Source organism: Halorubrum zhoui (genome assembly GCF_051194155.1).
Taxonomy (GTDB): domain Archaea; phylum Halobacteriota; class Halobacteria; order Halobacteriales; family Haloferacaceae; genus Halorubrum.
Map to the genome: position 1 here is coordinate 1 of NZ_JBLZNJ010000009.1, position 26,084 is coordinate 26,084.

The 26,084-nt window shown below is 59.3% G+C and carries 22 protein-coding genes; 11 read left to right on the plus strand and 11 right to left on the minus strand.

The window, feature by feature from the left end; translation table 11 throughout:
• From ACNTAO_RS11940 to ACNTAO_RS11955, 4 genes are all read right to left on the minus strand, one after another.
• Nucleotides 1–730: aldolase/citrate lyase family protein (locus ACNTAO_RS11940; RefSeq protein ID WP_435162253.1), on the minus strand; the 730-nt coding region annotated here is incomplete at its 3' end.
• Nucleotides 731–796: 66 nt separating this feature from the next.
• Entirely contained in the window at nt 797–1,831 is a 1,035-nt protein-coding gene (gene aceA / locus ACNTAO_RS11945) for an isocitrate lyase (RefSeq protein ID WP_435162254.1), read from the minus strand.
• 20 nt (nt 1,832–1,851) lie between these two features.
• Nucleotides 1,852–2,094: a hypothetical protein gene (locus tag ACNTAO_RS11950; protein ID WP_435162255.1), complete on the minus strand. Its 243-nt coding sequence runs from the start codon at nt 2,092–2,094 to the stop codon at nt 1,852–1,854.
• A gap of 327 nt (nt 2,095–2,421) precedes the next feature.
• Nucleotides 2,422–3,381 carry a DMT family transporter gene (locus tag ACNTAO_RS11955; RefSeq protein ID WP_435162256.1) on the minus strand — a complete coding sequence of 320 codons (960 nt, stop codon included), beginning with the start codon at nt 3,379–3,381 and terminating at the stop codon, nt 2,422–2,424.
• 209 nt (nt 3,382–3,590) lie between these two features.
• Between ACNTAO_RS11955 and ACNTAO_RS11960 the strand changes: the two genes are divergently transcribed.
• On the plus strand, nt 3,591–4,403 hold the full coding sequence (locus ACNTAO_RS11960; protein WP_435162257.1) for a helix-turn-helix transcriptional regulator: 813 nt from the start codon (nt 3,591–3,593) through the stop codon (nt 4,401–4,403).
• Nucleotides 4,404–4,415: 12 nt separating this feature from the next.
• Here the strand turns inward: ACNTAO_RS11960 and ACNTAO_RS11965 are convergent, their stop codons facing one another.
• The 4 genes from ACNTAO_RS11965 to ACNTAO_RS11980 all read right to left on the minus strand — a co-directional run bounded on the left by ACNTAO_RS11965 (nt 4,416) and on the right by ACNTAO_RS11980 (nt 6,822).
• Nucleotides 4,416–4,874 carry a hypothetical protein gene (locus tag ACNTAO_RS11965; protein ID WP_435162258.1) on the minus strand — a complete coding sequence of 153 codons (459 nt, stop codon included), beginning with the start codon at nt 4,872–4,874 and terminating at the stop codon, nt 4,416–4,418.
• A gap of 82 nt (nt 4,875–4,956) precedes the next feature.
• Nucleotides 4,957–5,445, minus strand: a complete 489-nt coding sequence (locus ACNTAO_RS11970; protein ID WP_435162259.1) for a hypothetical protein — start codon at nt 5,443–5,445, stop codon at nt 4,957–4,959.
• A 148-nt stretch (nt 5,446–5,593) separates the two neighbouring features.
• Entirely contained in the window at nt 5,594–6,148 is a 555-nt protein-coding gene (locus ACNTAO_RS11975; RefSeq protein WP_435162260.1) for a diadenylate cyclase, read from the minus strand.
• A 134-nt stretch (nt 6,149–6,282) separates the two neighbouring features.
• Nucleotides 6,283–6,822 carry a hypothetical protein gene (locus tag ACNTAO_RS11980; RefSeq protein ID WP_435162261.1) on the minus strand — a complete coding sequence of 180 codons (540 nt, stop codon included), beginning with the start codon at nt 6,820–6,822 and terminating at the stop codon, nt 6,283–6,285.
• A 170-nt stretch (nt 6,823–6,992) separates the two neighbouring features.
• Here ACNTAO_RS11980 and ACNTAO_RS11985 point away from each other — a divergent pair, with 170 nt between their 5' ends.
• The 7 genes from ACNTAO_RS11985 to ACNTAO_RS12015 all read left to right on the plus strand — a co-directional run bounded on the left by ACNTAO_RS11985 (nt 6,993) and on the right by ACNTAO_RS12015 (nt 12,516).
• On the plus strand, nt 6,993–7,298 hold the full coding sequence (locus ACNTAO_RS11985) for a hypothetical protein (RefSeq protein ID WP_435162262.1): 306 nt from the start codon (nt 6,993–6,995) through the stop codon (nt 7,296–7,298).
• Nucleotides 7,282–8,163: a glycerophosphodiester phosphodiesterase gene (locus tag ACNTAO_RS11990; protein ID WP_435162263.1), complete on the plus strand. Its 882-nt coding sequence runs from the start codon at nt 7,282–7,284 to the stop codon at nt 8,161–8,163. Before ACNTAO_RS11985 ends, ACNTAO_RS11990 begins: the two co-directional genes overlap by 17 nt.
• Before the next feature lie 194 nt (nt 8,164–8,357).
• The gene (locus tag ACNTAO_RS11995; protein ID WP_435162264.1) at nt 8,358–10,058 is read left to right on the plus strand and encodes a YcaO-like family protein; all 1,701 of its coding nucleotides are present in this window, start codon (nt 8,358–8,360) and stop codon (nt 10,056–10,058) included.
• Nucleotides 10,059–10,125: 67 nt separating this feature from the next.
• Nucleotides 10,126–10,464 carry a cupin domain-containing protein gene (locus ACNTAO_RS12000; protein WP_435162265.1) on the plus strand — a complete coding sequence of 113 codons (339 nt, stop codon included), beginning with the start codon at nt 10,126–10,128 and terminating at the stop codon, nt 10,462–10,464.
• Nucleotides 10,465–10,548: 84 nt separating this feature from the next.
• Entirely contained in the window at nt 10,549–11,580 is a 1,032-nt protein-coding gene (locus tag ACNTAO_RS12005; protein ID WP_435162266.1) for a beta-ribofuranosylaminobenzene 5'-phosphate synthase family protein, read from the plus strand.
• Nucleotides 11,581–11,665: 85 nt separating this feature from the next.
• Nucleotides 11,666–11,953 carry a DUF5789 family protein gene (locus ACNTAO_RS12010; protein ID WP_435162267.1) on the plus strand — a complete coding sequence of 96 codons (288 nt, stop codon included), beginning with the start codon at nt 11,666–11,668 and terminating at the stop codon, nt 11,951–11,953.
• Nucleotides 11,953–12,516 (plus strand): adenylate kinase, encoded by a 564-nt coding sequence (locus ACNTAO_RS12015; RefSeq protein WP_435162268.1) that lies wholly within the window; start codon nt 11,953–11,955, stop codon nt 12,514–12,516. Before ACNTAO_RS12010 ends, ACNTAO_RS12015 begins: the two co-directional genes overlap by 1 nt.
• 4 nt (nt 12,517–12,520) lie before the next feature.
• Here the strand turns inward: ACNTAO_RS12015 and ACNTAO_RS12020 are convergent, their stop codons facing one another.
• The gene (locus ACNTAO_RS12020) at nt 12,521–13,420 is read right to left on the minus strand and encodes an SDR family NAD(P)-dependent oxidoreductase (protein ID WP_435162269.1); all 900 of its coding nucleotides are present in this window, start codon (nt 13,418–13,420) and stop codon (nt 12,521–12,523) included.
• 117 nt (nt 13,421–13,537) lie between these two features.
• On the opposite strand from ACNTAO_RS12020, the gene ACNTAO_RS12025 reads away from it, so the two are divergent.
• Nucleotides 13,538–13,864, plus strand: a complete 327-nt coding sequence (locus ACNTAO_RS12025) for a transcription factor S (protein WP_435162271.1) — start codon at nt 13,538–13,540, stop codon at nt 13,862–13,864.
• Nucleotides 13,865–15,082: 1,218 nt separating this feature from the next.
• Here ACNTAO_RS12025 and ACNTAO_RS12030 read toward each other — a convergent pair.
• Entirely contained in the window at nt 15,083–23,242 is an 8,160-nt protein-coding gene (locus ACNTAO_RS12030; RefSeq protein WP_435162273.1) for a PDDEXK-like endonuclease domain-containing protein, read from the minus strand.
• Nucleotides 23,243–23,509: 267 nt separating this feature from the next.
• Entirely contained in the window at nt 23,510–24,088 is a 579-nt protein-coding gene (locus ACNTAO_RS12035; RefSeq protein WP_435162275.1) for a hypothetical protein, read from the minus strand.
• 319 nt (nt 24,089–24,407) lie between these two features.
• Between ACNTAO_RS12035 and ACNTAO_RS12040 the strand changes: the two genes are divergently transcribed.
• Nucleotides 24,408–25,124, plus strand: coding sequence for a hypothetical protein (locus tag ACNTAO_RS12040; protein WP_435162277.1), 717 nt, complete (start codon nt 24,408–24,410; stop codon nt 25,122–25,124).
• Nucleotides 25,125–25,401: 277 nt separating this feature from the next.
• Nucleotides 25,402–26,037 carry an IS6 family transposase gene (locus ACNTAO_RS12045; protein WP_435162279.1) on the plus strand — a complete coding sequence of 212 codons (636 nt, stop codon included), beginning with the start codon at nt 25,402–25,404 and terminating at the stop codon, nt 26,035–26,037.
• Nucleotides 26,038–26,084: the final 47 nt, after the last annotated feature.

Sequence of the window (26,084 nt, forward strand, 5' to 3'; positions counted from 1 at the left end):
GCTCGTGGTAGCCCTCGACGTCGCGGATGTCGTCGTAGGGGCCGTCGACGGCGATACAGCCGGCCGCGCTCGCGCCGCGCGAGGTGTTGTGCCGCAGTTCGGGCCACTCGGGGAGTTCGCCCGTCGGGGTGAGCGCGCGCATGTTTTTCGTGTAGTCGACCTCGCCGTCGACGAGCAGGAATAGCCGTTCGAGGGTGTTTTCGGGCTTGCCCATCTCGTCGCGGAGGTTCCGCATGGCGAGTTCGGCCTGGCCGCTCTCAATGATGACGGACATCGCGAGGCTGCCCGGCTCGAGCCCGTGTTCGGCCTCGACGATGGTGAAGAACTCGTCGGCCTTCTTCCAGTCGTCGATGCCGCCGACTTCGGGGATGACGAAGCCGTCGATGTGTTCGATGGCTCCCTTTTCGGGGTCGGCGATGTCGAGCATGTGCTGGAAGCCCTGATGACGGGTGGTGGGGTCGTCGCGGTGCCACACCATCCGGGGGTGTATTTCGCCGGGGAAGTCGGCGCCGTTCTCGGCGACGACGTCGACGATGTTCTGTGCGCCCTGGTCGCGCATCGACGGGGCGGTGGCGTCTTCGTTGTCCGGGACCCAGACGTCGGGGGCCTGCATGCCGCGGAGCTCGGCGGCGCGTCGAAGCATCTTGGCGGAGTCGTCTTCGCCCTCGACCGCGGTGGGAGAGGTGAAAAACGTCCGCACGAAGTCTCTGTCGTGTCGTCGTTGAGTCATGTGTATCTACTGGTGTTGGGTGTGTCTGTGAATAACTAATGGAAGCGGCGACGTGAGGTGACGTCCTCAGTCGTCGCTGCTCGTGATGGGGTCGGCCTGGTCTTCGCTGAAGCCCTCCGACTCCTCGATGCGGCGGCGGGCCTCGGGGTCGAACTTCGTCTCGATGTCCTGGTACCGCGAGACGAACGAGAGCTCGTGGTGGCTCTCGGTCTCGTGGCCGAGGTACCGCTCTTCGAGGTCGAACTGCCCCGCTTCGTCCTCTTCGGCGAGCCGCTTGAAGTCCTCGTAGACGGCGTGGGCACCGGAGTGGAGGCCGAAGAGCGTGATGAAGATGTACTTGTAGCCGAGGTCGCCCAGTTCCTGAAACGTGAGCGGGTCGTCCTCTTCGGACCACGCGAACGACGACGAGTAGTTGAACGCGAGCTTCAACTCGGGGTGCGTCTCGTGGATCTCCTCGGCGTAGGCGACGGCGTCCTCGCGGCTCGGGTTCGGCATCTCGGGCCAGACGATGTCGACGCCGGCGTCGGCGTAGATGCGGCCGCGTTCGACGTGTTCGTCCCAGTCGCCGTTCGACGAGCCGTACGCGTCTGTGCGGGCAATGATGACCGTGTCGTCGCTCTGTTTGGCGTCGACGGCCGCCTCGAACCGCGCACGCGCTTTCTCGCGGGAGACGATCTGCTTGCCAGCGATGTGTCCACAGCGCTTTGGCGTCGTCTGATCTTCGATGTGGATCGCGGCGACGCCGGCCTTCTCGTACTCACGGACGGCGCGACGGACGTTGTGGATGCCGCCGTATCCTGTGTCACAGTCCGCGATTATCGGGAGGTTCGTCGCCTCAGCCATGCGCTTTGCGTTCTCGACCATCTCGGTCATCGTGACCATCTCGAGGTCTGGGAAGCCAAACTGGCCGAGGACCGTCGAGTAGCCGGACATGTACGCGGCGTCGTGGCCCGTCATCTCGGCGAGACGAGCATCGAGTGCGTGGTACATGCCGGGAGCGAACACGAAGTCTTGTGTGTTCAATAGCTCCCGAAACGCTCGGGCCGATTCGTTGTCGATATCCTGCGTGAACACGTCGGAGTCGAGTTCTGAAGGGTGCATACGTACGGTGTACTGTCGCGTTAGTTGGTGTCAGACGCGTCTCGGATCGTCTGTTCGATCCGGTTCAGTTGTCGACGAAGGTCGGCGAGCTCTCGCCGAACGTCGGTCATCTCGTCGCGCTCACCGGGCTGGCGAATGAACGGAACGAGCGGTGCCTCCCGGTCTTCTTCGTTCGTCGGGTACCGCCCCGTCGGGCCCGAGGGGGTGGTGGTCGTTGGCTGGCGGGTCGTCGTCTCGGTTCGTGTCGAGTTGCGGTCTGTCATCGGTTATGTCGGTGGTGTGGGTGGTCGATAGCGGTCGAGTCGGCAGACGGTCGTCGGGCGGTGGCGTGCCGTGGGTGGTACAGATACTGCCATTGGTTCGTCCCTCGTCTGTCGACAGTCGGAGCAGGTATTAATAGTTAATGATTGATAATGATAATATTAGTTAATTCGTTTTATCCTCAGGAGTGTATTAGTATGTGCTTTTGTATCACGTGCGAGATACACACACGGTTCGTCCTGGACGGCTGTCGGAGCCCGCGAGCAGTGGTCTCACCGCCCCGCAAACGCTGGCCGTCCGAACGACGAGCCCGTGTCCGGACGGACCGCTCACCGGCGAGTCGCCTGGGCGGACCGCTCGTCGGTGAGTCGTTCCGGCGTCACCCGCTCGACTACCCACGACGGGCACACAGAGTGCCCACTGGCGAGCACGAAACCGACGAAGATCACGGCGAACCCGGCGATGGACAACGGTGAGAGGGTCTCCCCGAGTAGGGCCCATCCGCCGATGGCCGAGACGATCGGAACGAAATAGAATAACAGGTTCGCCCGCGTCGCGCCGGTCGCATCGACCAACGCGAAGTACGCGAGGTACGCGATGGCACCCGAACAGACGCCGACGTACAGCAACGCGGCGACGGCGACGGGTGGCACCGTGAGGGTGGTCACAGACTCGCCGGCGGCGGCGCTGAGCGTGTGCGCGAGGACGGCAGCCAGTGGAACCCCCCAGACGGTGCAGGCGGTACTCGACAGCGTCGCGTCGGCACGGCGAATCACCACCGCACCGAAGGCGCTCGTCACCGCGGCCGCAAAGAGCAGTGGGACGCCCAGTCCACCGCCGAGCAGCGCCGACGGCGACGGGTTGGCCACGAGACCGACACCGAGTACTCCGAGCCCCATCCCGACGACGCCGCGGCCGGACAGTCGACTGGTCGTAAGGAGGAGACCCGCGAACACCGGCGTCAAGATCGGGTTGAGGCTGAAGACGACCGCTGCGACGCCGCTCGTCACGTACTGTTGTCCCACGAACAGTAACGCGTTCGTCAGTCCGATCACCAACACGCCAGTCGCCAGGATGCCGGCGACGTCGCCGAGCGTTCGTGGGCGAAGGTCCGCCCACGAGCGGTGCGTCGCCGCGAACGCGGCGAGGACGATCGCTCCGATGTCGAACCGAACGGCGACAAAGAACAGCGGCGGGAGGTGTGCGAGCCCGGTCTTCGCCGCGACGAACGTCCCACCGAACAACACCGCCGAGACGACGAACAACACCGCCGACCGTCGAGCGAACACGCTACCGGAACACCCCGACCTCAAGATCACGCGAACGGGCGGCTGGAGGCGCAATATCTGTCACACTTTGACCACGGTCGCCTAGACACATAAGGAAAGTCAGAAAATATTCGACTTCGAGAAACGATCGCCCACCTCGACAGGATTTCATCGGGTGAAACACACGCAGGGAGCGAAGGGGGTTTGTCGACGTGACGACTACCCTGGGTATGGACGCACCGCTCGAAGAGATCGAGTTTCTCGCGCGTTCGACGAACCGCGTCGAGGTGCTACAGCTGCTGGCGACCCGACCACACACCCGTGGAGAGCTGGCAGCGACGACCGAGGCGTCACAGGCGACGCTCGGTCGCATTCTGGAGGACTTTTCCGAGCGGTCGTGGGTCACACGGGAGGGCGACACGCACGTCGCAACCGCCACCGGCGCGTTGGTGGCGGACGGGATCGACGAGTTCGTCGCCGTGCTAGAGACGGAGGGGAAGCTCCGTGACGTGGTCGCGTACCTCCCCACGGACGCGTTCGGCTTCGACCTTCGCGACCTCGCCGACGCGACGGTGACGGTGCCGACCCGGACGCGGCCGAGCGCACCGCTTCAGCGCGTCCTCGACGGCATGGAGCGCGCGACGACGGTGCGCGCGGTCTCACACACGCTCAACGAACAGAGCCTCACGACGGCTCATCGACGCGTCACTGCGGGTCGACAGACGTTCGAAGCGGTGCTCTCTTCGAGCACCCTCGAGGCCCTCGCGGCCGACGATGAGCTGTGGACGCGGGTGCGAGCGCTCGCCGACCACGACGACGCGGTGATCCGCGTCGCACGGGCTGCGGTCCCGCTCTCTGTCACCGTCGTCGACGGCACGGTGTACCTGCTCGTCCGTGACGAACGCGGGATACTCCGCGCGGCGATCCACACCGACGACTCGACCGTTCGCGACTGGGCCGACGAGACCGTCTCACGCTACTGGGAAGAGGCGACGCCGCTCGATCCGACGACCTTCGAGACGGGATCGGGAGGGGCGTCGTGAGGTGGGGGCCGCTCACGTCGGGAGCGCGGTGAACAGCGCGACGACGGCGGCGACGAGCAGCGCCCCGAGCACGGTGACGACGTAGAACACGGCCGTGACGCCGAGTCCGGCGATCACCCGAGGAGTGAGCCACCGTGTGGTGGCAAACAGCCGCCCCCAGACGACACCGGCTCCGAACAGCGCCACCGGGTAGCCGACCAGGAGGGCGGCGAGTCGCCCGCCGCGGAACTGCGGGTCGGCCTGCGTCGACCCGATCTGCAGCACCTGCCACCCGAGGAGGACGACGGCCCACTGGCCGGCGGCGACTGCTACGGCAACCGAGAGGTAGTTCACGGTCAGTCGGTCCGTCGGCCACCGTTCGAGCCGGGTCCGGACGGGCTCGATCTCGAGCAGCGGGAGACACCCGAGCGCCACGACACCGACGCCCGCGGCGTACTGGAGGAGCGTCGTGAGCGCGTCAGCGAGGAGCATGGCGGGTAACACGGCGGGTGGCGGTCGTCGGTCTGATGTCGGTGTCGATCGTCGACCGGGGATCAGCGCGCGTCAAGACGGATCACGTGGTCGTGTTCTGTGGACCGACGTCGGAAAACGACTCGCCGACGGAGATCGCGATCGGCTCGGTGCCATCTCGCGCGCCGATCGAGACGGCGACCATCTCGGCCGCGGGGTCGTTGATGGCCACGGCTCGAGTCACCCGCGAGACGCCTTCGAGTACGATGTCGGTGAGGTCGATACGGACCCGGTACGTCCCTGGGTTCGTCCAGACGTCGCCGTACGCCACGAGGTTGGACGCTCCGTCGGCCTCGGTCGAGGGCACCTCGAAGGCTCCGTCGAGGACCGTCTCGTCGCTCGGATCCACGACGCGTATCGACCCCGAAACCGTCCGCGATAGCTGGTTGAGCACGTTCACGTCCTCGAATATCTGCTCGCCGATCGCGTCGATGACCCCCGCACAGCCCGCGAGCGAGACCGCAGCCGTGACTCCACCACCCGTGAGTACCCGTCGCCTCGTGATCGGCGTCTGTACACGCGTTCCGCGCATCGTCTGTCGTCCGTCGAGATGGACTACGGCGACGTAAGTGGGCCCGACCTGTCTCGCGCGCTGAGACGCGATCTGCCGCCGTCGCGTCCGGCACGACGACCGTTGCGGGGTCATCGGACGGCTACGCCGTCCATCGCGACCTACCGGGTCAGCCCGGTCGCCAGCGTCCGCCGATTTCGCTGCGGGGATAGTCTTGGTACGTCCCGTCGAAGAACGTGGTGACGCGGCCGTCCTCTTCGCTGAGCGTTATCACCCAGATGACCTCCTCGCGGAGTGAGGTCTCGAGCGCGCTCAGGTGTTTCGTCCCCATCCAGTCGGTCGGCGTGACATCGGCGTTCTCCTCCGTCTCCGCGAGCGACGGATTTCGAACGCGCACCATCTGTCGTTGGATCGTTCCGTCCGCAGAGACGACGATCGCCCCGTCGCGGGTGAGTGCGACGTCACGGGCGACCTCGGTGAACTTGTCCAACGAGTCGGTGACGAGTCGACACCGGTCGGTCGGCCACTCGTTTCCGCCGAGGGGATCGGTGTAGTGGTCGAAGCTCATCTCGGCGACGATGAGCACGTAGAGACTGGGCCCGGAGACGTGCGGCTCGTCCCATCGATCGAAGTTCAGGCTCAGTGATTCGGCGGCGTAGCGGACCTGATCCATGAGCGCCTGGCTCGTCGCGAATCGCTTCTGCACCCGGTCGAGCGCGTCCATCGAGGTACGCGAACACACGGGCGTGAACGTATGAATCTTGTTCACCGGCCGGTGACCCACGCGTGACACCACCCTCCCGAACGCCGGGAACGCCGCCGCGGTCGGCGTCGACCGCGCAGACGCGCGACCACGGGTCACCGGGTTCGCTCGTCCGTCTCGCGGTCGGCAGACAGCCGCCGTCGGACGACGCGCTCGCCTCCGGCGAGGACGGCGAGCAGCGTCAGCGTCGCCGGTCCGATCACGAGTACCCACGAGAACAGCGCGAAGAGGGCACCGCCTTCGTTGCCGACGAAGGTCGCGGCGTAGACGGTGTACCACGTCACGCCGACGAGCCAGACGACCGCGCTCTGCAGCCCGTACGAGAGCGACAACACCGCAGCGGCGATCCACTGCACAGAGAACAGCAGGAAGGCAACGCCGACGACCGGGAGCACGACCGGAAGCGACTCCGGGAGCGGTGCCGGATGCCGCCAGAAGCACAGCCGGACGCCGACCCACACCGCGAGCATCCCCGCCGCGTGGGCCGAGCCGCCGACGAGCAACGCCGCTCGACGGTCGGCGTCGCAGCGATGCGTCACGGCGACGCCACCGGCAGAAACGAGCCCGAGCCCGAGCCCGAGCAGGGCGCTCACGATCGGGCTCCGCAACGCGTTGTGCGCGGCGAGCTGCAACATCGCCGGGACGTCGCGTCCCCGACCCGAAACCGTCGTCGGTCTCGGTCGTCTGCCCAGCATCGCCGCCGCGCGAGAGCCACGGCCGAACGGCATCGTGTGCGGTTCCACTCGGCGGTGCGACCGCCGTCCGTGGGCGCAAAGTTATCACTTCTCGGTGCGATGTGCCTTCTGTGTCGACGACCTGTGCGCTCTGCCAGCGCGTGTTCAGCGAGCCGATCGCCGACCCACAGGCCATCCAGGAGCACCACCTCCGTCCCGAAGCGCGAGCGACCAGCCCGACGGTCACGCTGTGTCGGCCGTGTCACGACAACGTCCACGCCCGCTTCACGAACGAGGAACTGCGGGCCGACTACGACACCATAGAGGCGCTCCGAACGGCCGACCGGCTCCGCGAGTACGTCGAGTGGATCCGTGGGACCGAGACGCTCCGCGTGCAGACGACGACGAGCAATCGGGTCCGTGAGATGCGACGCTGACACGCGCTCGGCTTCGACGTCGTCGTCACGTCGCCGGGTCCTCGCTCACGTCGGATCGATAGTCGGCGGGGCCGCGGTCGGCGGTCGTCCCGGCGGCGACACACGCTCGGCGGCGCACGGGGGGCCGGACAGACCACCGCTCGTCGCTCACCGCGGGTGTGCCGCCACGCGTCCGGAGAACACGATCGCGGCCGTCGAAGCCGCGGCGGCGCTCGTCGACTGGGTCGAAGTCGACGTTCGTCAGTGTGGAACCGGTGAACTCGTCGCGTTTCACGACGCGACGCTCGGACGGGTCACGAACGCCTCCGGACGCGTCGACGGGACCACACTCGAGACGCTCTCTCAGCTCAGCGTCGAGCGCTCGGGAGAACCCGTCCCGACGCTCGAGGCGGTGTTCGAGGCGACGCCGACGGACACCGCACTGCTGCTCGACCTGAAGGAGCCGGGGCTCGTCGCGGACGTTCGTCGAGCACACGCGACTCACGGGCACGAACTTCGCCTCGTATCGGACGCGGAGACGACGGTCGAGGAGGCGCAGGCGGCGTCGACGCCGGCGTCAGTCGCGTACGCCGTTCGCGAACCCCGGTCGACCCGTCTGCTCCGGCCCGTCGTCCCGGGGCTTCCGGCGTGGCTGTATCCGTCGCCCGACGTCGACGAGATGGTCGCAACGGCGCGGCGACTGGGCTGTGTCGTGATCTCGCCGCGGTACGAACTGTGTCTGGGAACGTCGCTCGTCACACGGGCCCACGACGCCGGACTCCGTGTGTGGCCGTGGACTGTCCGGTCGCGTCGTGCGTACGCGGCGCTCGCCGCTGCCGACGTCGACGCCGTCATCGCCGATCGGTGCGTCGGCGTCCGCGGGTGACCGCGCGGTGGGCGGCTGCCGTCGACACGCGGCGGGTGACGCGTGCGCCCGCGGCGTCTCACGGGCGTCGGGAGCACACCGGGGGGACGGTGCGCCCGGTCGAGGTCCGGCTCGGCGTCGTCGTAGTCGAAGCGCGGTTGGATCTCCGGCCGCCTCCCTGCGGCTTTTTGCTCGTCCCGCGCGTCGCCGGAGACATGGACATCGGAGTGGTCGGCGACGGCCCCGGAGCCGAGGCCGTCGACGCCGCGCTCGGCGACGTCGACGTGAACGCGTTTTCGGTCGAGTCGGCGCTGCTCGACGGGTTCGACCTCGCGGTGGTGGTCGACACGACGGGGTCGCCGGCGTTCGCAGCCGCGAACGACCGGCTCGACCGGTGGGTCGCCGTCGAGGTCGGGGGCGTCGGCGGGGTCGCACTCGCAGACGTCGACGCTGCGGTGACCGTCTTCGAGACGGCCTGCTACGACTGTTTGTGCGCCCGGGTCGCGAGCGGTACGACCGAGTCGTCGGCGACGGCCGACGCGCCGACTGGGACCCGGTCGGCGGTGCGATACGCCGGCGCGTTCGCGGGCCGGGCGGTTGTGCAGCTCCTCACGGGTGAGTCCGTCGGTGACACGGTGCGTGAGGTCCCCGGGACGACCCGGCACCTGCTCGCGGCCCCGGGCTGTTCGTGTGGCGACGCCCCAGACGCGGCGCTCCCACGGGATGACCGATCGCGGTCGGTGTCGGCGGCGATTGACCGGGCTGAGCGGGCGGTCGACGCCCGGATCGGGCTCCTCACCGACGTGGGCGAGCGCGAGTCGTTTCCCGTGCCGTACTACGTCTCGCGACTCGCCGACACGACCCCGTTCTCGGATGTGAGTGCCGCCGCCTTCGCCGGTGGGGCAGCAGACGACTGGGACGTCGCGTTCATGAAGGCGCTCGGTGAGGGGCTCGAACGCTATGCGGCGGGGGTGTACGACTCCTCGGCGGTCACGACCGCGCCCGCGGCCGACGTCCAGGATCCGGTCACGCCCGACGCCTTCGTCCGACCTGACGATGCCACCCGGTACGACCCAGACGATCGGCTGGCGTGGGTCCGCGGTGAAGCCCTCGCGACCGGGGCGGTGCGACAGCTCCCCGCCGAATTCGTTCACTTTCCACCGCCTGAGCGTCGGTATCGCCCGCCGATCACGACCGGACTCGGACTCGGAAACAGCGGCCCGGCGGCGGCGCTCGCCGGGCTCTACGAGGTCATCGAGCGCGACGCGACGATGACGACCTGGTACGCCACGACGGAGCCACTCGGGCTCCGCGTCGACGACGCAGTGCTCGACCGGCTGCGAAAGCGCGCTCGCGCAGAGTCGTTGTCGGTGTCGACCCTCCTCGTCACCGGCGACGTCGACGTCCCCGTCGTCGCCGCCGCAGTCCACCGCGACGGCGACTGGCCGCGGTTCGCTGCGGGGTCGGGTGCGGACCTCAACCCGGCCGCCGCCGCGCGCAGTGCCGTCGCCGAAGCGCTCCAGAACTGGACGGAACTGCGGTCGATGGGACGAGAGGCGGCCGACGAGGCGGGCGCAGCGATCGGCCGTCACGCCGACCTCCCACCGGAGACGGCCGCGTTCTTCGACCCGCCCACGACGGTCGACGCCGAGGGGCTCGGCGAACCGGACCTCGATGGCTCGGCCGCACTCGAGACGGTCGTCGAGCGGGTGGAGGCCGCCGGGCTCTCGCCGGTCGTCGCTCGACTCACGACGCGCGACCTGGCGACGCTCGGCTTCGAAGCGGTCCGCGTCTTGGTCCCCGGCGCACAGCCACTCTTTACCGGCGAGCCGTTCTTCGGCGACCGCGCCCGCAAGGTCCCTCGCTCGATGGGATACGAGCCGGCTCTCGACCGGCCGTACCATCCGTTTCCGTGACGCCGAGAGCGGGGCCTCGTCGGTGTTCGACCGGGACACGTAGGATGGGTGCGGTCACAATGGGTGCATGGAGATCGTGACCGACGAGGGCGTCGAGGCGACGGAAGCGATGCCCGGCGTACACCTCACGCAGGGTGCCGCCGGCGAGCGAGCGAGCATCCAGCGCTTCCGGATCGAGCCTGGGGCGACCGTTCCCGAACACGCTCACCCACACGAACAGATCGGGACGGTCACCGGCGGGGTGCTCACCCTCGTCGTCGACGGCGAGGATCGGCCCGTGCGTGCGGGCGACACGTTCGTTATCCCGGGCGACGAGCCGCACGCCGCCAGAAACGACGGCGACCGGCCGGCGACCGGCGTCGAGGTGTTCTCGCCGGCGCGTCCGAACCCGGACTGGGAGTCGTAGCGGCCGCACCGCGTTGACGCGGTACCGCGGCGACCCTCGCCGCCGTCGCGACGCCTTTTGTGTCCGCGGCCCGTGGACTCGTGTATGGTTCGTGTGAGCGCCGGCGCTCGGCTCCACTTCGGGTTTTGTAGTCTCAGCCTGTCGTGTGATCGGCTGTACGGTGCGCTCGGACTCGCGCTCGCGGCACCGCGTGTGACGATCGACGCGGAGCCGGCGACGTCGATCGAGGTCGAGATCGATCTCACCGGCGGAGACGACCTCACCGGCGGAGGCGACGACGGGACCGACCGCGACGCGTTGCAGGCAGACGTCCGCGAGTACGCCGCCCGCGCGGTCGACCTCCTCGGCGTCCCCGGTGTGGCGCTCACCGTGCGCGCCGTACTCCCGCGACACGCCGGACTCGGCAGCGGGACGCAGCTCGCGGCGACGGCGCTCGCGGCGGTCGCCCACGCCCACGGCGGGGAGCCGGCGGTCCGCGAACGGGCACCGGCTCTCGGTCGTGGCGGTCGGTCGGGAGTCGGAGTCGCCGCCTTCGAGGACGGCGGATTCGTCCTCGACGCCGGTCACTCGACCGCCCGGTTCACCACCGATCGGCCGGCAGACGGCGAGTGGACCGTCCCACCCGTCGTCGCACGCCACGCCGTCCCCGCAGACTGGCGGTTCCTGTTGGTGTCCCCCGACGTCGCGCCCGGTCGCAGCGGTGCCGACGAGGACGCCTCGATGCGAGCCGCCGTCGAGCACGCCGACCCCGGGCTCGCCGACCGCGTGGCGGGGGTCGTGACCCGGCGCGTGCTCCCCGCGGCCGCGACGGGCCGGGCAGAAGCGTTCGGTGCTGCGGTCGAGCGCGTCGGGCGGCTCAACGGCGCGTGGTACGCCGACGAGCAGGGCGGGGTGTACCGCCCGCCGGTCGGCGACGTGGTGGCAGCACTCGGCGAGTCGTCGGCGGTGTTCGGCGCGGGACAGTCTTCGTGGGGCCCGATCGTCTACGGCGTCACGGACGCCAATCGGGCGGCGGCGGCAGCAGAAGCCGGGCAACGGGCTCTCGCGACCGCCGGCATCGAGGGGACCGTCGCCGTCGTTCGGGCGACCAACGAGGGCGCGCGCGTCGAGACGTAGACGGGCGTCGCCGCATCACCCACGCGCTGCCGCCGTCCGGGAGGACGACCCCACTACTAAGACGGTCGGGCACGTCCGACACGGTATGCGTCTCTCAGAGACACGGGACCTCTTCGCGCGCCGTCTCGACTTTCCGGTCACGTGTGATGCGGTTCGAGCGTCGGTCGGTGAGACCGAACTCGAAGCGCCGACGGGTGGAAGCGAACGAATCGACCAGGTCCTTGACCGCTGTGATACCGACGAGTTCGCCTCGCCGGACGAGTTGTACGGGACGCTCATGACCTTCGTCAGCGACGAGTTCATCGGCCGGAAGTACTACGACGACCGCGGGTCCTCACCGACCGCGCCGGGCGAAGAGGAGGTACAGTTCTGATGACGGTCACGCTGCTCTCTGGTGTCACCGGGGTCGGCCTCACGAGCATCTGTCAGCGCGTCCGCGCCGAACTCGACGACGGGTACTTGTTGCTCAACTTCGGCGACATCATGCTCGAGGAGGCGGCGACGCGAGACATCACCACCGAGCGAGGCGACCTCGCGGCGCTCTCACAGCGACAGATCCAACGGCTCCAGCGCCGCGCGGGCGAGTACGTCGCCGACGCCGCCGTCGAATCCGACGTCCTCCTCTCGACGCACCTCACCGTCCAGACGGACCACGGCTACATCCAGGGGCTGCCGGACAGCGTCCTCCGCGACGTCGCCCCGTCGACCGTCGTCCTCGTCGAGGCCGCACCCGAGACCGTCTTGGAGCGCCGAGCAGAGAGCGGTCGACGCGTCGAGGACGTGACCGAACGACAGATCGAGTTCGAGCAGAGCCTCAATCGAACGGCGGCACTGGAGTGTGCACGCACCCGTAACACACCCGTCCAGTTCGTCGAGAACGAGGGGCGCGTGAGCGAGGCGGTCGAGGCGGTCGTCGAAACGGTCGACGCCCGCTGAGGGCTCAGGCGTCGGCGAGCGGCTCGTCGGCGTCCACCAGCTCAGCAGACTGCTCCCAGAGGTCGCGGGCAGCCTCGTCGTTGGTGGCAGCGGCGGCGGGCGTCGAGGGGCGCTGACCGGTGAAGTACCGACCAGAGACGCCGTCGAGACGCGGCGCGCAGGCGAGAACGAGCAGCGCGGCCGCACCCTCCGCGACGGACGTGACGCCGGGAACGCGCTCGAGCACCCCGGCGAACTCCGAGATGGGTCCCGGCAGGAACCTCGTGAAACCGCTCCCGGGGATCGCCCCCGGATGGACGCTGTTCGACGTCACCGACCGTCCGCTGCGCTCGAGTCGTCGCGCGAGTTCCCGCGCGAAGAGGACGTTCGCGAGCTTGGCGTGGCTGTACGCCGACAATCCACCGTCCGGTCGAGTGACGCGATCCAGCTCGAGCGTCGCGCCCTGGTGTGCCGCCGATGCAGTCGTGACGACGCGGGCACCTGGCTCGAGGTGGTCGACGAGTTCGGCCGTGAGCAGATACGGCGCGAGGTGGTTCACCTGGAAGGTGTACTCGACGCCGCGGTCGGTGAGTCGCCCGTCGCGAACGAGCCCGCCGGCGTTGTTGATCAGAAGGTCGAGCCCACTCGTCTCCGCGCGGACGGTCGCAGCCAGGTCGCGGACTGCGGCCGTGTCGGCGTAGTCGGCCTTGAGGAACCGGGCGTCGGCTCCGCTCGCCGCCAACTCGTCGACGACCGCCCGGCCGGCGTCGGCGTCTCGTCCGTGCACGAGTACGGTCGCGCCGAGGCGCCCGAGTGCGAGCGCCGCCTCACGTCCAATGCCGCTCGTCGACCCGGTCACGAGCGCCCGGGTACCCGTGCAGTCGACGTCCGAGACCCCCGCCAGCGACTCCGGTGGCTCACCCATACACGAGTTTAGGGCGCCAGGAGGAAAACGCCCCGCACGCGAGGGTGACCTCGCCGTGGCGGGCACCGAAGCATCGAAGTCGATGCGGGAAGTACATACACACTGAATCGGAGTACGATGTTTTGTGACGACTGCGGTTCGATGCTGATCGCCCGTGACGGGGGCATGGCGTGTACGAACGACGCGTGTGGCGCCGAGACGGCACGCGACGACGAGGTGGCGGCGCAGTTCGAGTCGACGGCCGCACAGACCGACGCCGACGTCGTCGAGACCGAAGAAGGCGCGAACTTCGAGGGGAAACCCACCGCCACCGACGTGGTGTGTGACGGGTGTGGCCACGAGGCGGCGTGGTACACGATCAAACAGACCGGGGCGGCCGACGAGCCGCCAACGCGCTTTTTCAAGTGCAAGAAGTGTAGTTATCGATGGAGAGGTTATAACTAATATTTCTTAACTGACAAGAATATACAACTCCGAGGGGGTGTAACAGAAGCCTCTCATACCTGGTCCAGAATCAATCAGCATATATTCAACAGCTAGATTTGAGGACGCATCTGAGGTCGAATACACAACCCAAACCGACTCCGTTCCGCAATGATTCGCTTATGAGAGAGCTGTGAATTATGACGAGTCGGCTCTGTTGAATTCCTATCATCCAGAGATATTCCTGCCTGAACAGCCGGCTGATGAGAACTACGTATTGACCGCAACCGGAGTAGAATATATCACTCTCTGAGGATTTCAACAAAGCCGGTCAATCATACTATACGGGTACAAAATACGCATACTATATGGAATATCCTCCAAAACATTTATATAAATATAGACTAATGTTTATCTAGGGAAATGTGACGAACATCAATTTACTGCTTGAATATCGTCTCACTTCTCTAAATAAATAGAAAAATGAATCAAAATAAATATATCACATGCCAAGCTGTATCAAGGCATGTCAGAAATATTGAATCGATTATCTGGACAGGCATAGAGGAACTCTATGATGAGTTTTCTGCCCACAAAGATCAGTACACAGAGGAGGGCCGTACATATGCGTAATCAGAATTATAAGTATGAATACTACAGAAAATCTATCGGACGTGGTTGTATCGCGAGCAGAACAATACGAATCATTAGATAATTCTTTAGAATTACCAGAACCACTTGCGGTTGAGTACCGTGTACAGAGAGATAAGAGTATTAACGAAATTGTTCTCACAATGACATATGGGGGACCGACAGTTAAACTCTATCTACGTAAAGGCACAATTAAGGGAGATTGGGCAGGAGAGGATCTATCTGTCTCAGTTCGCAATGAACCACTCCTGACAGAGCTGTGGGATTATTACGAGTCCCTGTTCTAGATTCGACTGATAGTCTTCTACAGACTCTCTCAGACTGAATGTGGCTCTCATGTTTAGGGTGAATACCACTCAGCAGTTACGACTCTACTATGGCTGGGAGATATTAATTTGATTCTAGTGGAGATCTGTAGAAATCATCCTCGCCTTGCTGCACACACTTTCTATATCTTGCACGGATTTTCTGCCAGTTAGTGGGTAGGTCGTGGTCTCTTTCGTTGCGTCTTTGGCCTGTATTGATTGGAGCCAGGGCAGATCCTATCACCTCTTGAGGATTCCAACAGAGCCAACAAAGCCCATATTCTCAATATACTCTGTCTAGTAGCGCATCATCTACTGAGACACTAGAATCGATGTTCAGCTTGCCGTCTGCTGTTTTGACTAACGCACCAATATCGTCCAGAATAGAGATTGCTGCGTCTATGCGCTGTTTGATCCGTTTACCCCGGCGTTGATACCCCACAAGTCGTGTCGTCTCCAATTCGAGATCGTCTCTTGTCATCTGGCCTCCTTCCTCCAAGATGACTGCTATCGCCTTCGCAAGTTCCTCTTTCGGCACCTTATCTATTGACCGCTTTGCTCGCTCAGTATTGACCCTCACTTTGAAATCTAGTTCGTCTTGAGGCTGCCATAGGAAGCCGTCATGCTGATAGAGCTCACCGTCTCTTTCAAGCTTACTGACATTCTTATCAAAGACCCGGCGCACCCGCTTTCCAGCACGTGACTGAGACCAAACGTCTAATTCTGTTTGGATTGCGGTCTCATACTCAATAGGCCCATTTCGAACCACAGTGTCTTTCACCGCATTTCGATTTGCTGTACTGCGACCTCGCTTGTTCACTGAATACCGGTCAGTCCACTTGAGCGATGGTTCTTCGTACTCGGTCAGTGCGTCGTGGCTAAATTTAGACTTGCTTGCCACAGCCTCGGGTTCATGACTCTCAACCTGTTTATTATGTAGTGACTCATAGTTGCCATCCAGCAATAACTCAACTTGTTCGTTGATCTGCTGAATTTGGCGTTCTCTATTTGACGTCCAATCAGGCGACCAAATCCTGTGGATATTCCAGCCCAAGTCTTCAAGCACCATCTGGCGATTTCGGTCGCGATCACGCGCCGTCTTCGATGAGTGATATGCGGCCCCATCACACTCAATTCCGAGAATAAACTCTCCCGGCTTTTCTGGGTGCTTAATAGCTAGATCAATACTGTATCCTGAACTTTCTACCTGTGAGACGACATCGTACCCCTCTTGTTCAAGTGCGTCATACACCGCTTCTTCAAACTGCGAGTCGAACTCAAGCGAATTGCTGACCTGGTCATTACGAACTAATGCCTGTTCGCCCTGTCGAGCGTACTTCAAGTAGTTCTTGAAGTGTTTTGCGCCGGTACTTTGGGACCCGGACAGGTCAATCTCACCCGGAAGCATCGACGAGACAACAGTGATATGCTCCTTAGCTCTCGTTACAGCCACATTTAGTCGGCGCTCACCACCGGTCTTGTTTATCGGACCGAAGTTTGTTGAAATCGTTCCATCTTGAGCTGGACCATACCCGACGCTGAATATCATTCTATCACGCTCGTCGCCTTGGACCATCTCTAAATTCTTGATGAAGAACTCATCAAGGACGTCGTCTTGATCGACAAACGCGTCGAGGACGGGGTGGTCTTCGCGGCGCTCCTCAAGGGCATCTCGAATTGCCTGTTCTTGAGCACTACTGAAGGCGACCACACCGAGGCTCTTGTTACTCCGTTCTTCAGCGTGATCTTGGATGAGGTCGATCACACGCTCTGCTTCAACCGCATTCTGTCGTGACCCACCGCGGTCGTACACGCCGTCCTCGACATATTCGAATGACACCCCGGTCTCTACGTCGGGATCATTCTCCGGGAAGGTCCGGAGATTGTTATCGTAGTAATGGTAATTCGAGAACTGTATGAGCTCCTCTGTACGACTCCGGTAGTGCCACTGAAGACTCTTTTCTGGAAGCACAGAGGCCGTCTCCTCGAGAATACTATCTAAGTCCTCCCGCACATCCTCGGTCGTCTCAACATCAGCGCTGAAGAAGGAGGTTGGTGGCAGCTGTTTCGTATCACCCGCGATTATTGCTTGATCTGCTCGAATAAGGCTACTGACTGCGTCTTGAGGCATGATCTGTGAGGCCTCATCGAAGACAACAGTATCAAATTGGACCGAGTTCGCCTTCAGATACTGGGCAACGGACAGTGGACTCATCATGAAACACGGGGTAAGCTGCGTGATGAACGAGCCGGCCTCGTCGAATAGCTCTCGAAGTGGTTTGTGCCGACGCTGCTTTTCAGCTTCACGTCGCACGAGAACCTGTTCTGAACTCGATGCGTGCTCAAGATCTAATGTGGGGCGCTGTTTGGTGACCTCGTGTTGAACCTGAACCTTTGCTAGCTCCTGTTGTTCGCGGTCGAGCTGTCGGAACTCCTCGATGTAGCGCTCCATCTCATCGACATTGAATGAGCTGAGGTCTGTTTTTTCGTAGACACCGTTGAGCCACTTCGTATAGAATCGCTTTTTGAACGCGGGAACAAGCGCTTCACTCTCATATGCCCCCTCTAGGAATCTGTCAATGTAGTCGCTACAGATAGTCTCTTGAACGGTCTCAAGCTGGGCTTCAAACTGCACACGGCGCTGGAACGAGGGGACATCATCACGGAGGCGCTCAAGTCGGGTAAGCAGTGAAGGAAATGGCGCTCGGGTAAATTGGGCTCCCTCAATTTCCATCTTATCGACGTCCATCACGTTCCCGAAGAACGCAGCAGCGACATCGTATGCTTCGAGAGCTCTATTAGCGTCCGTAAGGATTGGATCGATAGCTGGGAGACGCCCTTCGATTAATGCGGAAATTACTGGCTCAGTTTGTACATCGTCGAAGTCGGCGAGCCCACTGACCCACTCCTGAGCCTTTGAGAGGGTTTCCCAGTCGGTATCTCCACCATCATACAGCGGCCCAAGCCGTTGTATCACTCCGCGGAAGTCATCTCGACGGTTCTCTATCCGCTGTATCTCCGCCAGCTTCCGTGTATCTTCAAGCAACTGGTCGTGATCCGGATCATACCCGTCTTGACAGTGATTGGTTACCTGCCGTTTGAGCGACCGATAACTCGGCTTTAGGATCTTTAGTATGCCATATCCGGCAAGTTCGGTGTTAAGCTCTGACCCATTTGCTGAAAAGAAGCTCCGGTTATATCGACCTGAGAGGTCCTCGATGAGTGACGCCCGCTCTCTTTCAAGTTCGGCAAGCTTCTGGAACCGGCTCCCCTCTTTGATGAATGACCCATCAAAGAAAGACGGCTGCCAGTCTATATCCGGTCGATCTGAGATGTACGCCAGCAGCTGTGTAACTTGGCGGATATCTGCAATTGAGTTCACAGTAATATTCAATGCTAACTCAATGTCGCCTGCAACTTCTTGTAGCGACTCGACTGCCGCTATCTGCTGATCTAACGACGTTCGCATCGATTCATTCGTATCCACCCCCCACTGGCGTAGCGTCGTATGTCGCCAGAGACCGGTCTCGTATGAATCAATTTGATCGCCGTATCGTGCGAGCGTCTCTAATTCATCAATCGACTGCTCAACCGTCTCTTGATCTAGATCGAGAGGGTTCTCAATACCAATGTTGACCCGTGGAGCGTCTCCATGGTGACTCACGATTCCAAATGCTTGGTATGCGGTGAGATCCCATCCCGTTGGTGAGAAGAATAACTGCCGTCCGTAGGAGTTGATCTTGTTACGCCGTTTCTGTAGTTTCTCGAGCCGCTTCCTGCGAGCGTCTGCGGGCTTGATCTGTGGGGCTTTCAGTTCTGTTTCAAGACTGTTGAGAACGTCTTTGTTGGTCGCTTTCTCACCATGAACCTCAAGACAAAACCGCCCTAACCCAACGTCATCCAGCCTGCTTTTGACGACATCGAGTGCAGCCTGTTTTTCGCTCACAAAGAGGACGCGTTCACCAGCGGCGAGCTTCTCGGTGATTATATTCGCTATTGTCTGGCTCTTACCAGTCCCAGGCGGTCCCTGAAGAACGAAACTCTTGCCACGCTTTGCTGCCTCAATCGCCTCTTGTTGGCTCGAGTCAGCCTCAAGCACCTGATACGTATCTACCGGGTTGACGACATCATCAAGTTCAGATGCCGATGGGGTCGTAATATCTCCTTCTGACTCCTGTATCGGCTCCATTTTGCCGTTGAGCGCGTTGATGATCGGATCGCTCTTAATCGCCGGTCGGTTCCGCTCTAAGTCAGAATATAAGCTGAATTTCGTAAAGTCGAAGATACCCAATACAACATCGGGCTGGATAACCCACTGGTTGAATCCACTGAGTGTCTGGTACACCGATTCGAACGCAGCATCAATGTTCTCCAAAGACAGTGATGAGTCAGACGGCAGGCTAATGTTGCGCTCCGCAGCGAGTTTCTTTCTGAGGGCTGGGTTAAGTCTAAATTCTTCTGCCTTCGACGTGATTACGTAATCATGTTTCTCACCAGCCCGAAGCGTCTTCTCCTCTAACTCAACTGGTGCCAGAAACAGCGGTGACCGGTTCGGCTCGTCACTGTAGTCAACACTGTACCAGCTCACCATTCCAAGAGCCAAGTAGAGCGCATCAACACCCTGCTCACGGAGGTACTGCTTATTCTTTATTCCAATTTGATGTAGCGAGCGGTCCGCCTCGTCTGGAGCACGTGTTGCTAACACCTCATCATCGCCGAGATCATCCGGCTCCGCTTCCGAATCGTCTTCTGGCTGCTTCCGTATGTATAGCTCCTCATCCTGCTCAAGAACCGTAGCAATCGTTGTCGGACTCGTTTGCTCAACTGGGAGCGATTTAGTTTTCGTTGGCTTGAATGAAATGAGATTGTTTCGTCGCGTCAGATCAAGTAACTGTGACTTCCACTCGTCAATTTTTTGATCAAGGGAGTCGCCATTCACCGTATCGGACTCTGTGCCCGGTTCTTCCTCGGTGAATTCAGTGATATCCTCGACGTCCTGATCCCAGAAGATTATTTGCTCTCGGTTGGTTCGTGTGTGTGATTCAGCTGCGTTTACCTCCTCGCTCACCTCACTATGTGACGTAGGTTCAACCTCTTTGCTCGGGTCATCTACCAATCCATCACCCTCACCATCTTGGGACATTGGAGACGCAGTGTCTGGAGTCGTCACTGAGCTACCTGCTGGCTGCGGCTCGGCGGGGAACTCCTCAAGTAATGCTAGTGCCTCTTCCAGTTCTTCTTCGGTTGAGACAGCAATTGGGAGTGCTACATCAGAGTGGGGTGCCACAGGGATCGCGAACTGTTCGTCAGGCTCAATTACCTCCCTCTCAGTAAGCACGGCAACGTCTTCGTCAGATGGCTGTACTGTGGGAACCAGCTGATATTCGGTTATAGTGTCCCCATTTCCGAATGCCTGCCGATACTCGGACATCTTATGTGGGTTCCGAGACCCTTGTTGCTGACCGTAATTCGGCGCATCCTCACTCAATCCACTCCCAAATGCAATGTTCGACACAGCTGCTTGCCAGTCATTTAGCGGATGGTCGCCATCCGTAGAGTATGTGGTACTCTCTGACCGAAGCAACTGATTGAGTAGTGATCCGAAGGTGCGAAACAGCTCATAGTACTCTGCGAGTTCGTTTGGCTCAACACTGGGCGTAGATGTCTCTTTAGATGCAGTTGGCCCGGACTCAAATCCATTTTCAACACCTGCTGCTTGTCGAGCCTCACCGATCGACTCGAAGAAATTGTACATCACCGGAGCACTAAACGGTGCATGCTGGTTGATATCACCCACAGATGGTGACCGACCAAGCTCTTCGGCAACAGTTTTGAGCCCCTCTACCACATCACTTCGCGTGAATTGTTTACTCTGTGATCCGTGTGGCTCGAATCCCGCTTGTTCAACGGCTTCAGACCACGATCCAAATTCCTCTTCAAATTGCTCGATCGCATACGCCCCTTGATCGGTCATCTGGCTCTTCGTGGGGACGTCGTCAACAATCGATTCCACTCGTACTATCTCATCTATCAGCTCGCTCGCTGTTGGACGCGCATCCACGTCATCTGGATCTGACTCTGCACCGAGCCGCACCTGCGTGGTCTCGCTCGTAGATGGAATGTTTTCTACGTCGATCCCGCGGTCTCCATCTGATGTTGGCGACGGTGCTACCGTAGACTCCTCTGTATTGGTTTCATTCTCGCTTGCCTGAGCCTGCCGTTCAGGTTCACTACTTTCTGGCTCTGTCTCATCTTCAACCAGTTCAGGCTCCTCACTATGTTCCCATGAGTACTCTTCCCACTCGCCGAGTATTGTATCAAGACCGTCCTCAGTACTTTGTACGATATCGTGGAGCGCGAGCAGGTCCTCGTAATTGGTGATGCCCTCATCCCAGTTGTATGTGTCGTCATCATCCAGCGATTGAATGAATGATGCCCCCTCTGTTAGTACGGTCTCTAGGGCTTTTTCATCAGCCTCAGACGAGGCAGCAAATCCAGGAAGCTTGTTGAAGCGTCTGCCAAGAGAACAAAACCCAGCCGCTTGTTCAATAAGCCGCTTCCCATCTTCACGAGGGACTGCGGCAGACTCTGTTGGAGGCACTCCAACGACATTGTAGAACATCGCATGTTTGGGGGTGTCCACAGGATTTCGGAGCACCCTTCCAATGCGCTGTACAAGCTCTTGATTCACCCCACCCGTTGCCATGTTGATTGCCACCGACGCATGCTGCATGTCAACACCCTCGCCGAGAAGGTCTCCAGTCCCAATCAGGATGCCGGCGCTTTCCGGCTCATCAAACTCTTGGATCGTCTCACGCTGCTCTTCCTGGCTCTTTGCCCCAGAAACGAGATGAATTGCGTCTGGATTCGAGACGATATTACTCAATCGAGACTCCAGCTCCTCGACCTGTGCGTTGCTATCTGCGAGGACAACAACCTTCTCCGTGGTACAGTGTTCGATGACTAGGTTGACGACGGACTCAAGAACAGGAGATAGGTTCCACCGCTTTGTCCGTCGTGAGAATAGTATCGTGACGAGGTCCCGAAAGTCATCGTCTTTCTGTTTAAGTGAACTCCCCTCATTTGTGTGAGAGAAGCGCCTGATATCCTCGTAGGTTTTGAGACGACGATCTGTTTCAAGATCTAACTCATTATGATGGAGCCGTTGCTGGAATTGTTTGAAGCTGCGTTCCGCTCGCTTTGCAGTCTTCTCAAGATTACTGCCGACAGCATCATATCCTGCGTAATGGACCTCCCAGTCAAATGATGGAATGACGCCGTCTGCTCGTGCCTCAGTGATGCTGTATCGCTTTGCTATCGGTCCAATGCTGTTTGTGAGCCGTTCTTTGATCCGGTTGCTATCACTCCCAGCATCATCGACAGAACCGGACATCGCCAATACGCTCCCCTCGAAATCATCAAGCAGTGACCCCCACTCACTGCCCGTCGCGTAATGGTGTGCTTCGTCAAGCAGAACGAGGTCGTATGAGACGCTCTCTTCATTAACCAACGACTGGGCAGTTCGGAAATGAACCGTCCCCCACTCAAGTTTAATGTCGTCGCTCCCCGTCGTCCGCTCTTTTGGAATATTCAGATGAGTCTCGAACTCTCGCCGCCACTGTTCAAGGATAATCTCTCGCTGCGCTACAACGAGAACGTCATCGCTGGCAGAGGAGGTATCCGCACTACTGACGCCACCAATCGCCTGATCCTCTGGATGCAGTTCACCATACCGTAGCGCAATCGCTCCGAGCCCGAGAACGGTTTTTCCCGTCGCCGTTGCCATGTCGACGTAGCCTCGCTGGTCGTTTTCCCACCACGTTTGGAGTGCATCTCGTTGGTGACTCCACAGTGGAGTCATCATCTGTGGCTCATCCAACAGTGCCAGTAACCCACGGTCAGCACTCTCCTCAAACTCGCTTAGCAGAAGATCAACGTTTGCGGCAACTGGCTCACTCTGGAATAATTGTGTCGTAATCTCGGACACAGTAGCACCTGATAAATCAAATGATACGCTTAGCTCCCCTCCGACATGCCGCGTCAGTATTTTCTCGATCACCGCCTCAATTGCCATCTCGACGTCGTCAATTCCTAATTCCGTCGTTGAAATGTCGTAACTGAGTTCATTGAGCAAATATGCGAGTTCGCCCAGTTTTTGATCCGACACTTGGCGGTCCAATACCGTTGGCAAGTCAGTATATCGGCCAGTAGATTTCTCTAATCCACGCCGGTAGTACTCTCCCAGCTCTCTGCCGAAATCGTTCTTCGTGAGATCGATATCGCTGATGCCAATGTTGGCTCGAATATCCTTGGCAGTCTCATCGATATATGGTGACCACTCCGTTTTGGGGCGTAAACTGAGGAACTGACTATGATACTCTTCACCGGGGGATTGTCTTCCTAACGCCCGTTCGTCAGCGAGGTCATCAATATCTCGTGCCATGCCAATATCTGAAAGCTGTCTGTTAGTAGGTACCCACTAACACGTGTTATACATTTCGCTGATATGAACACTATCCTCGATATGCTACTCAACGCGTTTTTTTAGGAAATTGAGGAGAACATCCGCGCCTTCAGCTGCAATAAAAACGCAACAATATACATCACACTCCGCCATCGATTGCTGGCTCGGACACTATATCCAAAACTAGTGCTTTTACGAGAGATTTAGGTGAACAATATTATATCACGTTAGTACAAATGATACACACTACGAAACTACCTCTATACTTTCTATTATTTCCGTTCTTTTGCTGGATAAGTTTCCTATTTTTTCTACATCTTTAGTCGCAGACATCATGTATACGTCTTGTGTACTCTTTATATCAGAGGGATCATTGGAAGGAGACGTAGCAATATCTGGTTCAAACGACTTTACCTGATCCAATGTCGCAGGGGTAATCTCCTGTGACTTCAGTCTACTATTTATTAGCTTGTCTTTGCATTCTAACGCGCCCTCTATTGAATCCGCTAATTCTCGCATTGTCATTATCTGTTCTTTAATAAGAGGTATGAAATCATCTATCATTATCCGATCCACCATTGCCTCCATTTTGTCTGCCTGGTCTCGGGTATCAACAATTATCTCTGCCCAATTGTTCCTCATTTTCAGTGCAAGTTTAAATAATGCCTCTGTGCCTTCCTCTGCGAATCTTGCTTCTATGCCATCAAGATCCGCTGCTGAAGAGATGCGCTCATGTATCTCACGGTGCTCATTATTTATTGACATGAACTCACGGTACACATTTTTAAATTCCTCTAGTTCTGATTCAGTCAGTTTGTGGCCCATATGTAACTCGTTTTGGATAACACACAATCATGTTATAAATCTAACCCCAAGGTAAATTAAACATGTTCTATGTCATATTTCCATTATGATTCTAGAATACAGGTCCGAATCCCGAGCGCTCTTATGTGTTCCGCGCGCATCTCGACTATTTTGTGTAGTACACGTTTTAACAGTCAGCGAGTCCGAAATAACGACCAAGATTAAGTAGGATTTCAACAGGGTCGTATCTCTTAGAGCTTAAATTCAACCTAAACTTATTTGTATAACTAATACAGGTATTACATTCAAGTTAACGTATCGTCAATATACACTGGTCTGTATGAGACAGAACGATGAAAGCGCAGAAACACGCGCCGAACGATATGAAGCGCTATACAAAGAACAGCGAATTACTGAGCAAGAGTATGATTTACTACGTGATGAATTTCTGCAGCAGATTGTAGATCCAAAGCCAAATAATCATAATACAAACCCTGGACAGCCTTCTCCTAGTCAGGAGGATGGCGCAGAACGCACTGACCGTTTCCCACCAGAAGGTGTCGTTAGGGGTGCGAACGATCGTATTTCTATCGCAATTACGGGGCTCGATTATTACAATGGTACGGGCGAAACCATTCTTGGTAATGAACACCAAGACGGCCTGTTTGTCTCGATTGAGATAGCCTCACTTGGCCCAGACATCCGGTTCAGGACCCACAACGTGACCGTTCTCGATTCGGATGGATACACACATCAAGCTGAGAATAGTTCGGAAGCACTCCACGAGATAAATATGGACGGGCTACTTAATTCTCCGTGGCAGCTCCACCACGTCAGTGGGGGGGCCAATATGAACGGAGACGTGCCCGGTGGTGGGAAGATCAAATCACTAGTCCACATTCCGAGCACCGGGATGATCGAAATTACTGAGTTCAAATATCAGGGCCGGAAGGGTGACGAGATTTCGATTGACCTCTCAGTCGACCACCGCGAGCAACTCCAAGGGTTGCCAGACTCCGTTGACGAGGCCCTGAGAAAAATAGATTATGTTCAATAGAGTTAGCATTGCTGATCCCTGCATCTCGGCGACAAGAGATTGGTCCAAAAGTCACTCCGTCTACTCAGCATAGTCTCCAAACTACTCCCCAGAGGTATTTATGTACACTATGTATGAAAGGCGCTCATGCGTAGCACATTCGATCGGAGTAAACATGAAGAGGTTTAAAGAAAGTGACGAGGGTGATACAGCAAAAAGAATATCTTGGCTTTCACTGGCGGTGGGCGGTGTTCAGATAAGGATTGAAAGGTGAGGCGGTGCGTTTTCAAGGTGATCTATGCCCGAAAACGACCGCCTCAGCGGCTGTTTAGACGAGATCAACTTAGACTTTGTGGAGCGAGAGACAACACCGAAGCTGTTGATGAAGCTCAGTATTCAGCTTCATCTGGCTGGATTATCGCTTTCGAATACTGTTTCTTTTCTTGAGGTATTTGGTGTTGATCGAGTTCGATCGACCGTTCATAACTGGGTTCATAAGGCCGAGCTACAGCCAAAGACTGGTCGGAGCCCGAATCACGTTGCGGTTGACGAGACTGTGATTCAGCTCGACGATGAACAGTATTGGCTGTACGCTGCCGTCGATCCTCAATCAAACGATTTACTACATACAAAGCTTGAGCCGACAAGAACGAACGTGATCGCAGATCAGTTTTTCACAGAACTCCGCGACAAACACGACGTGGATGACGCGATCTTTCTCGTTGATGGCGCGGTCCCACTTCACCGAGCTTGTGAAAAACATGGCCTCGATTTCAGATACGAACGACATGGAAATCGGAACAGCGTCGAACGTGTCTTTCGTGAGACAAAACGCAGAACTACCAGCTTCTCAAACTGTTTCAGTAACGCCGAAGCAGAAACCGCCGACGACTGGCTCAGATCGTTCAGCTTCGTATGGAATCAGCTTATCTGAACACGAGACTTTCACTGGGGCGTACGTTTATGTGACACACGTAACTG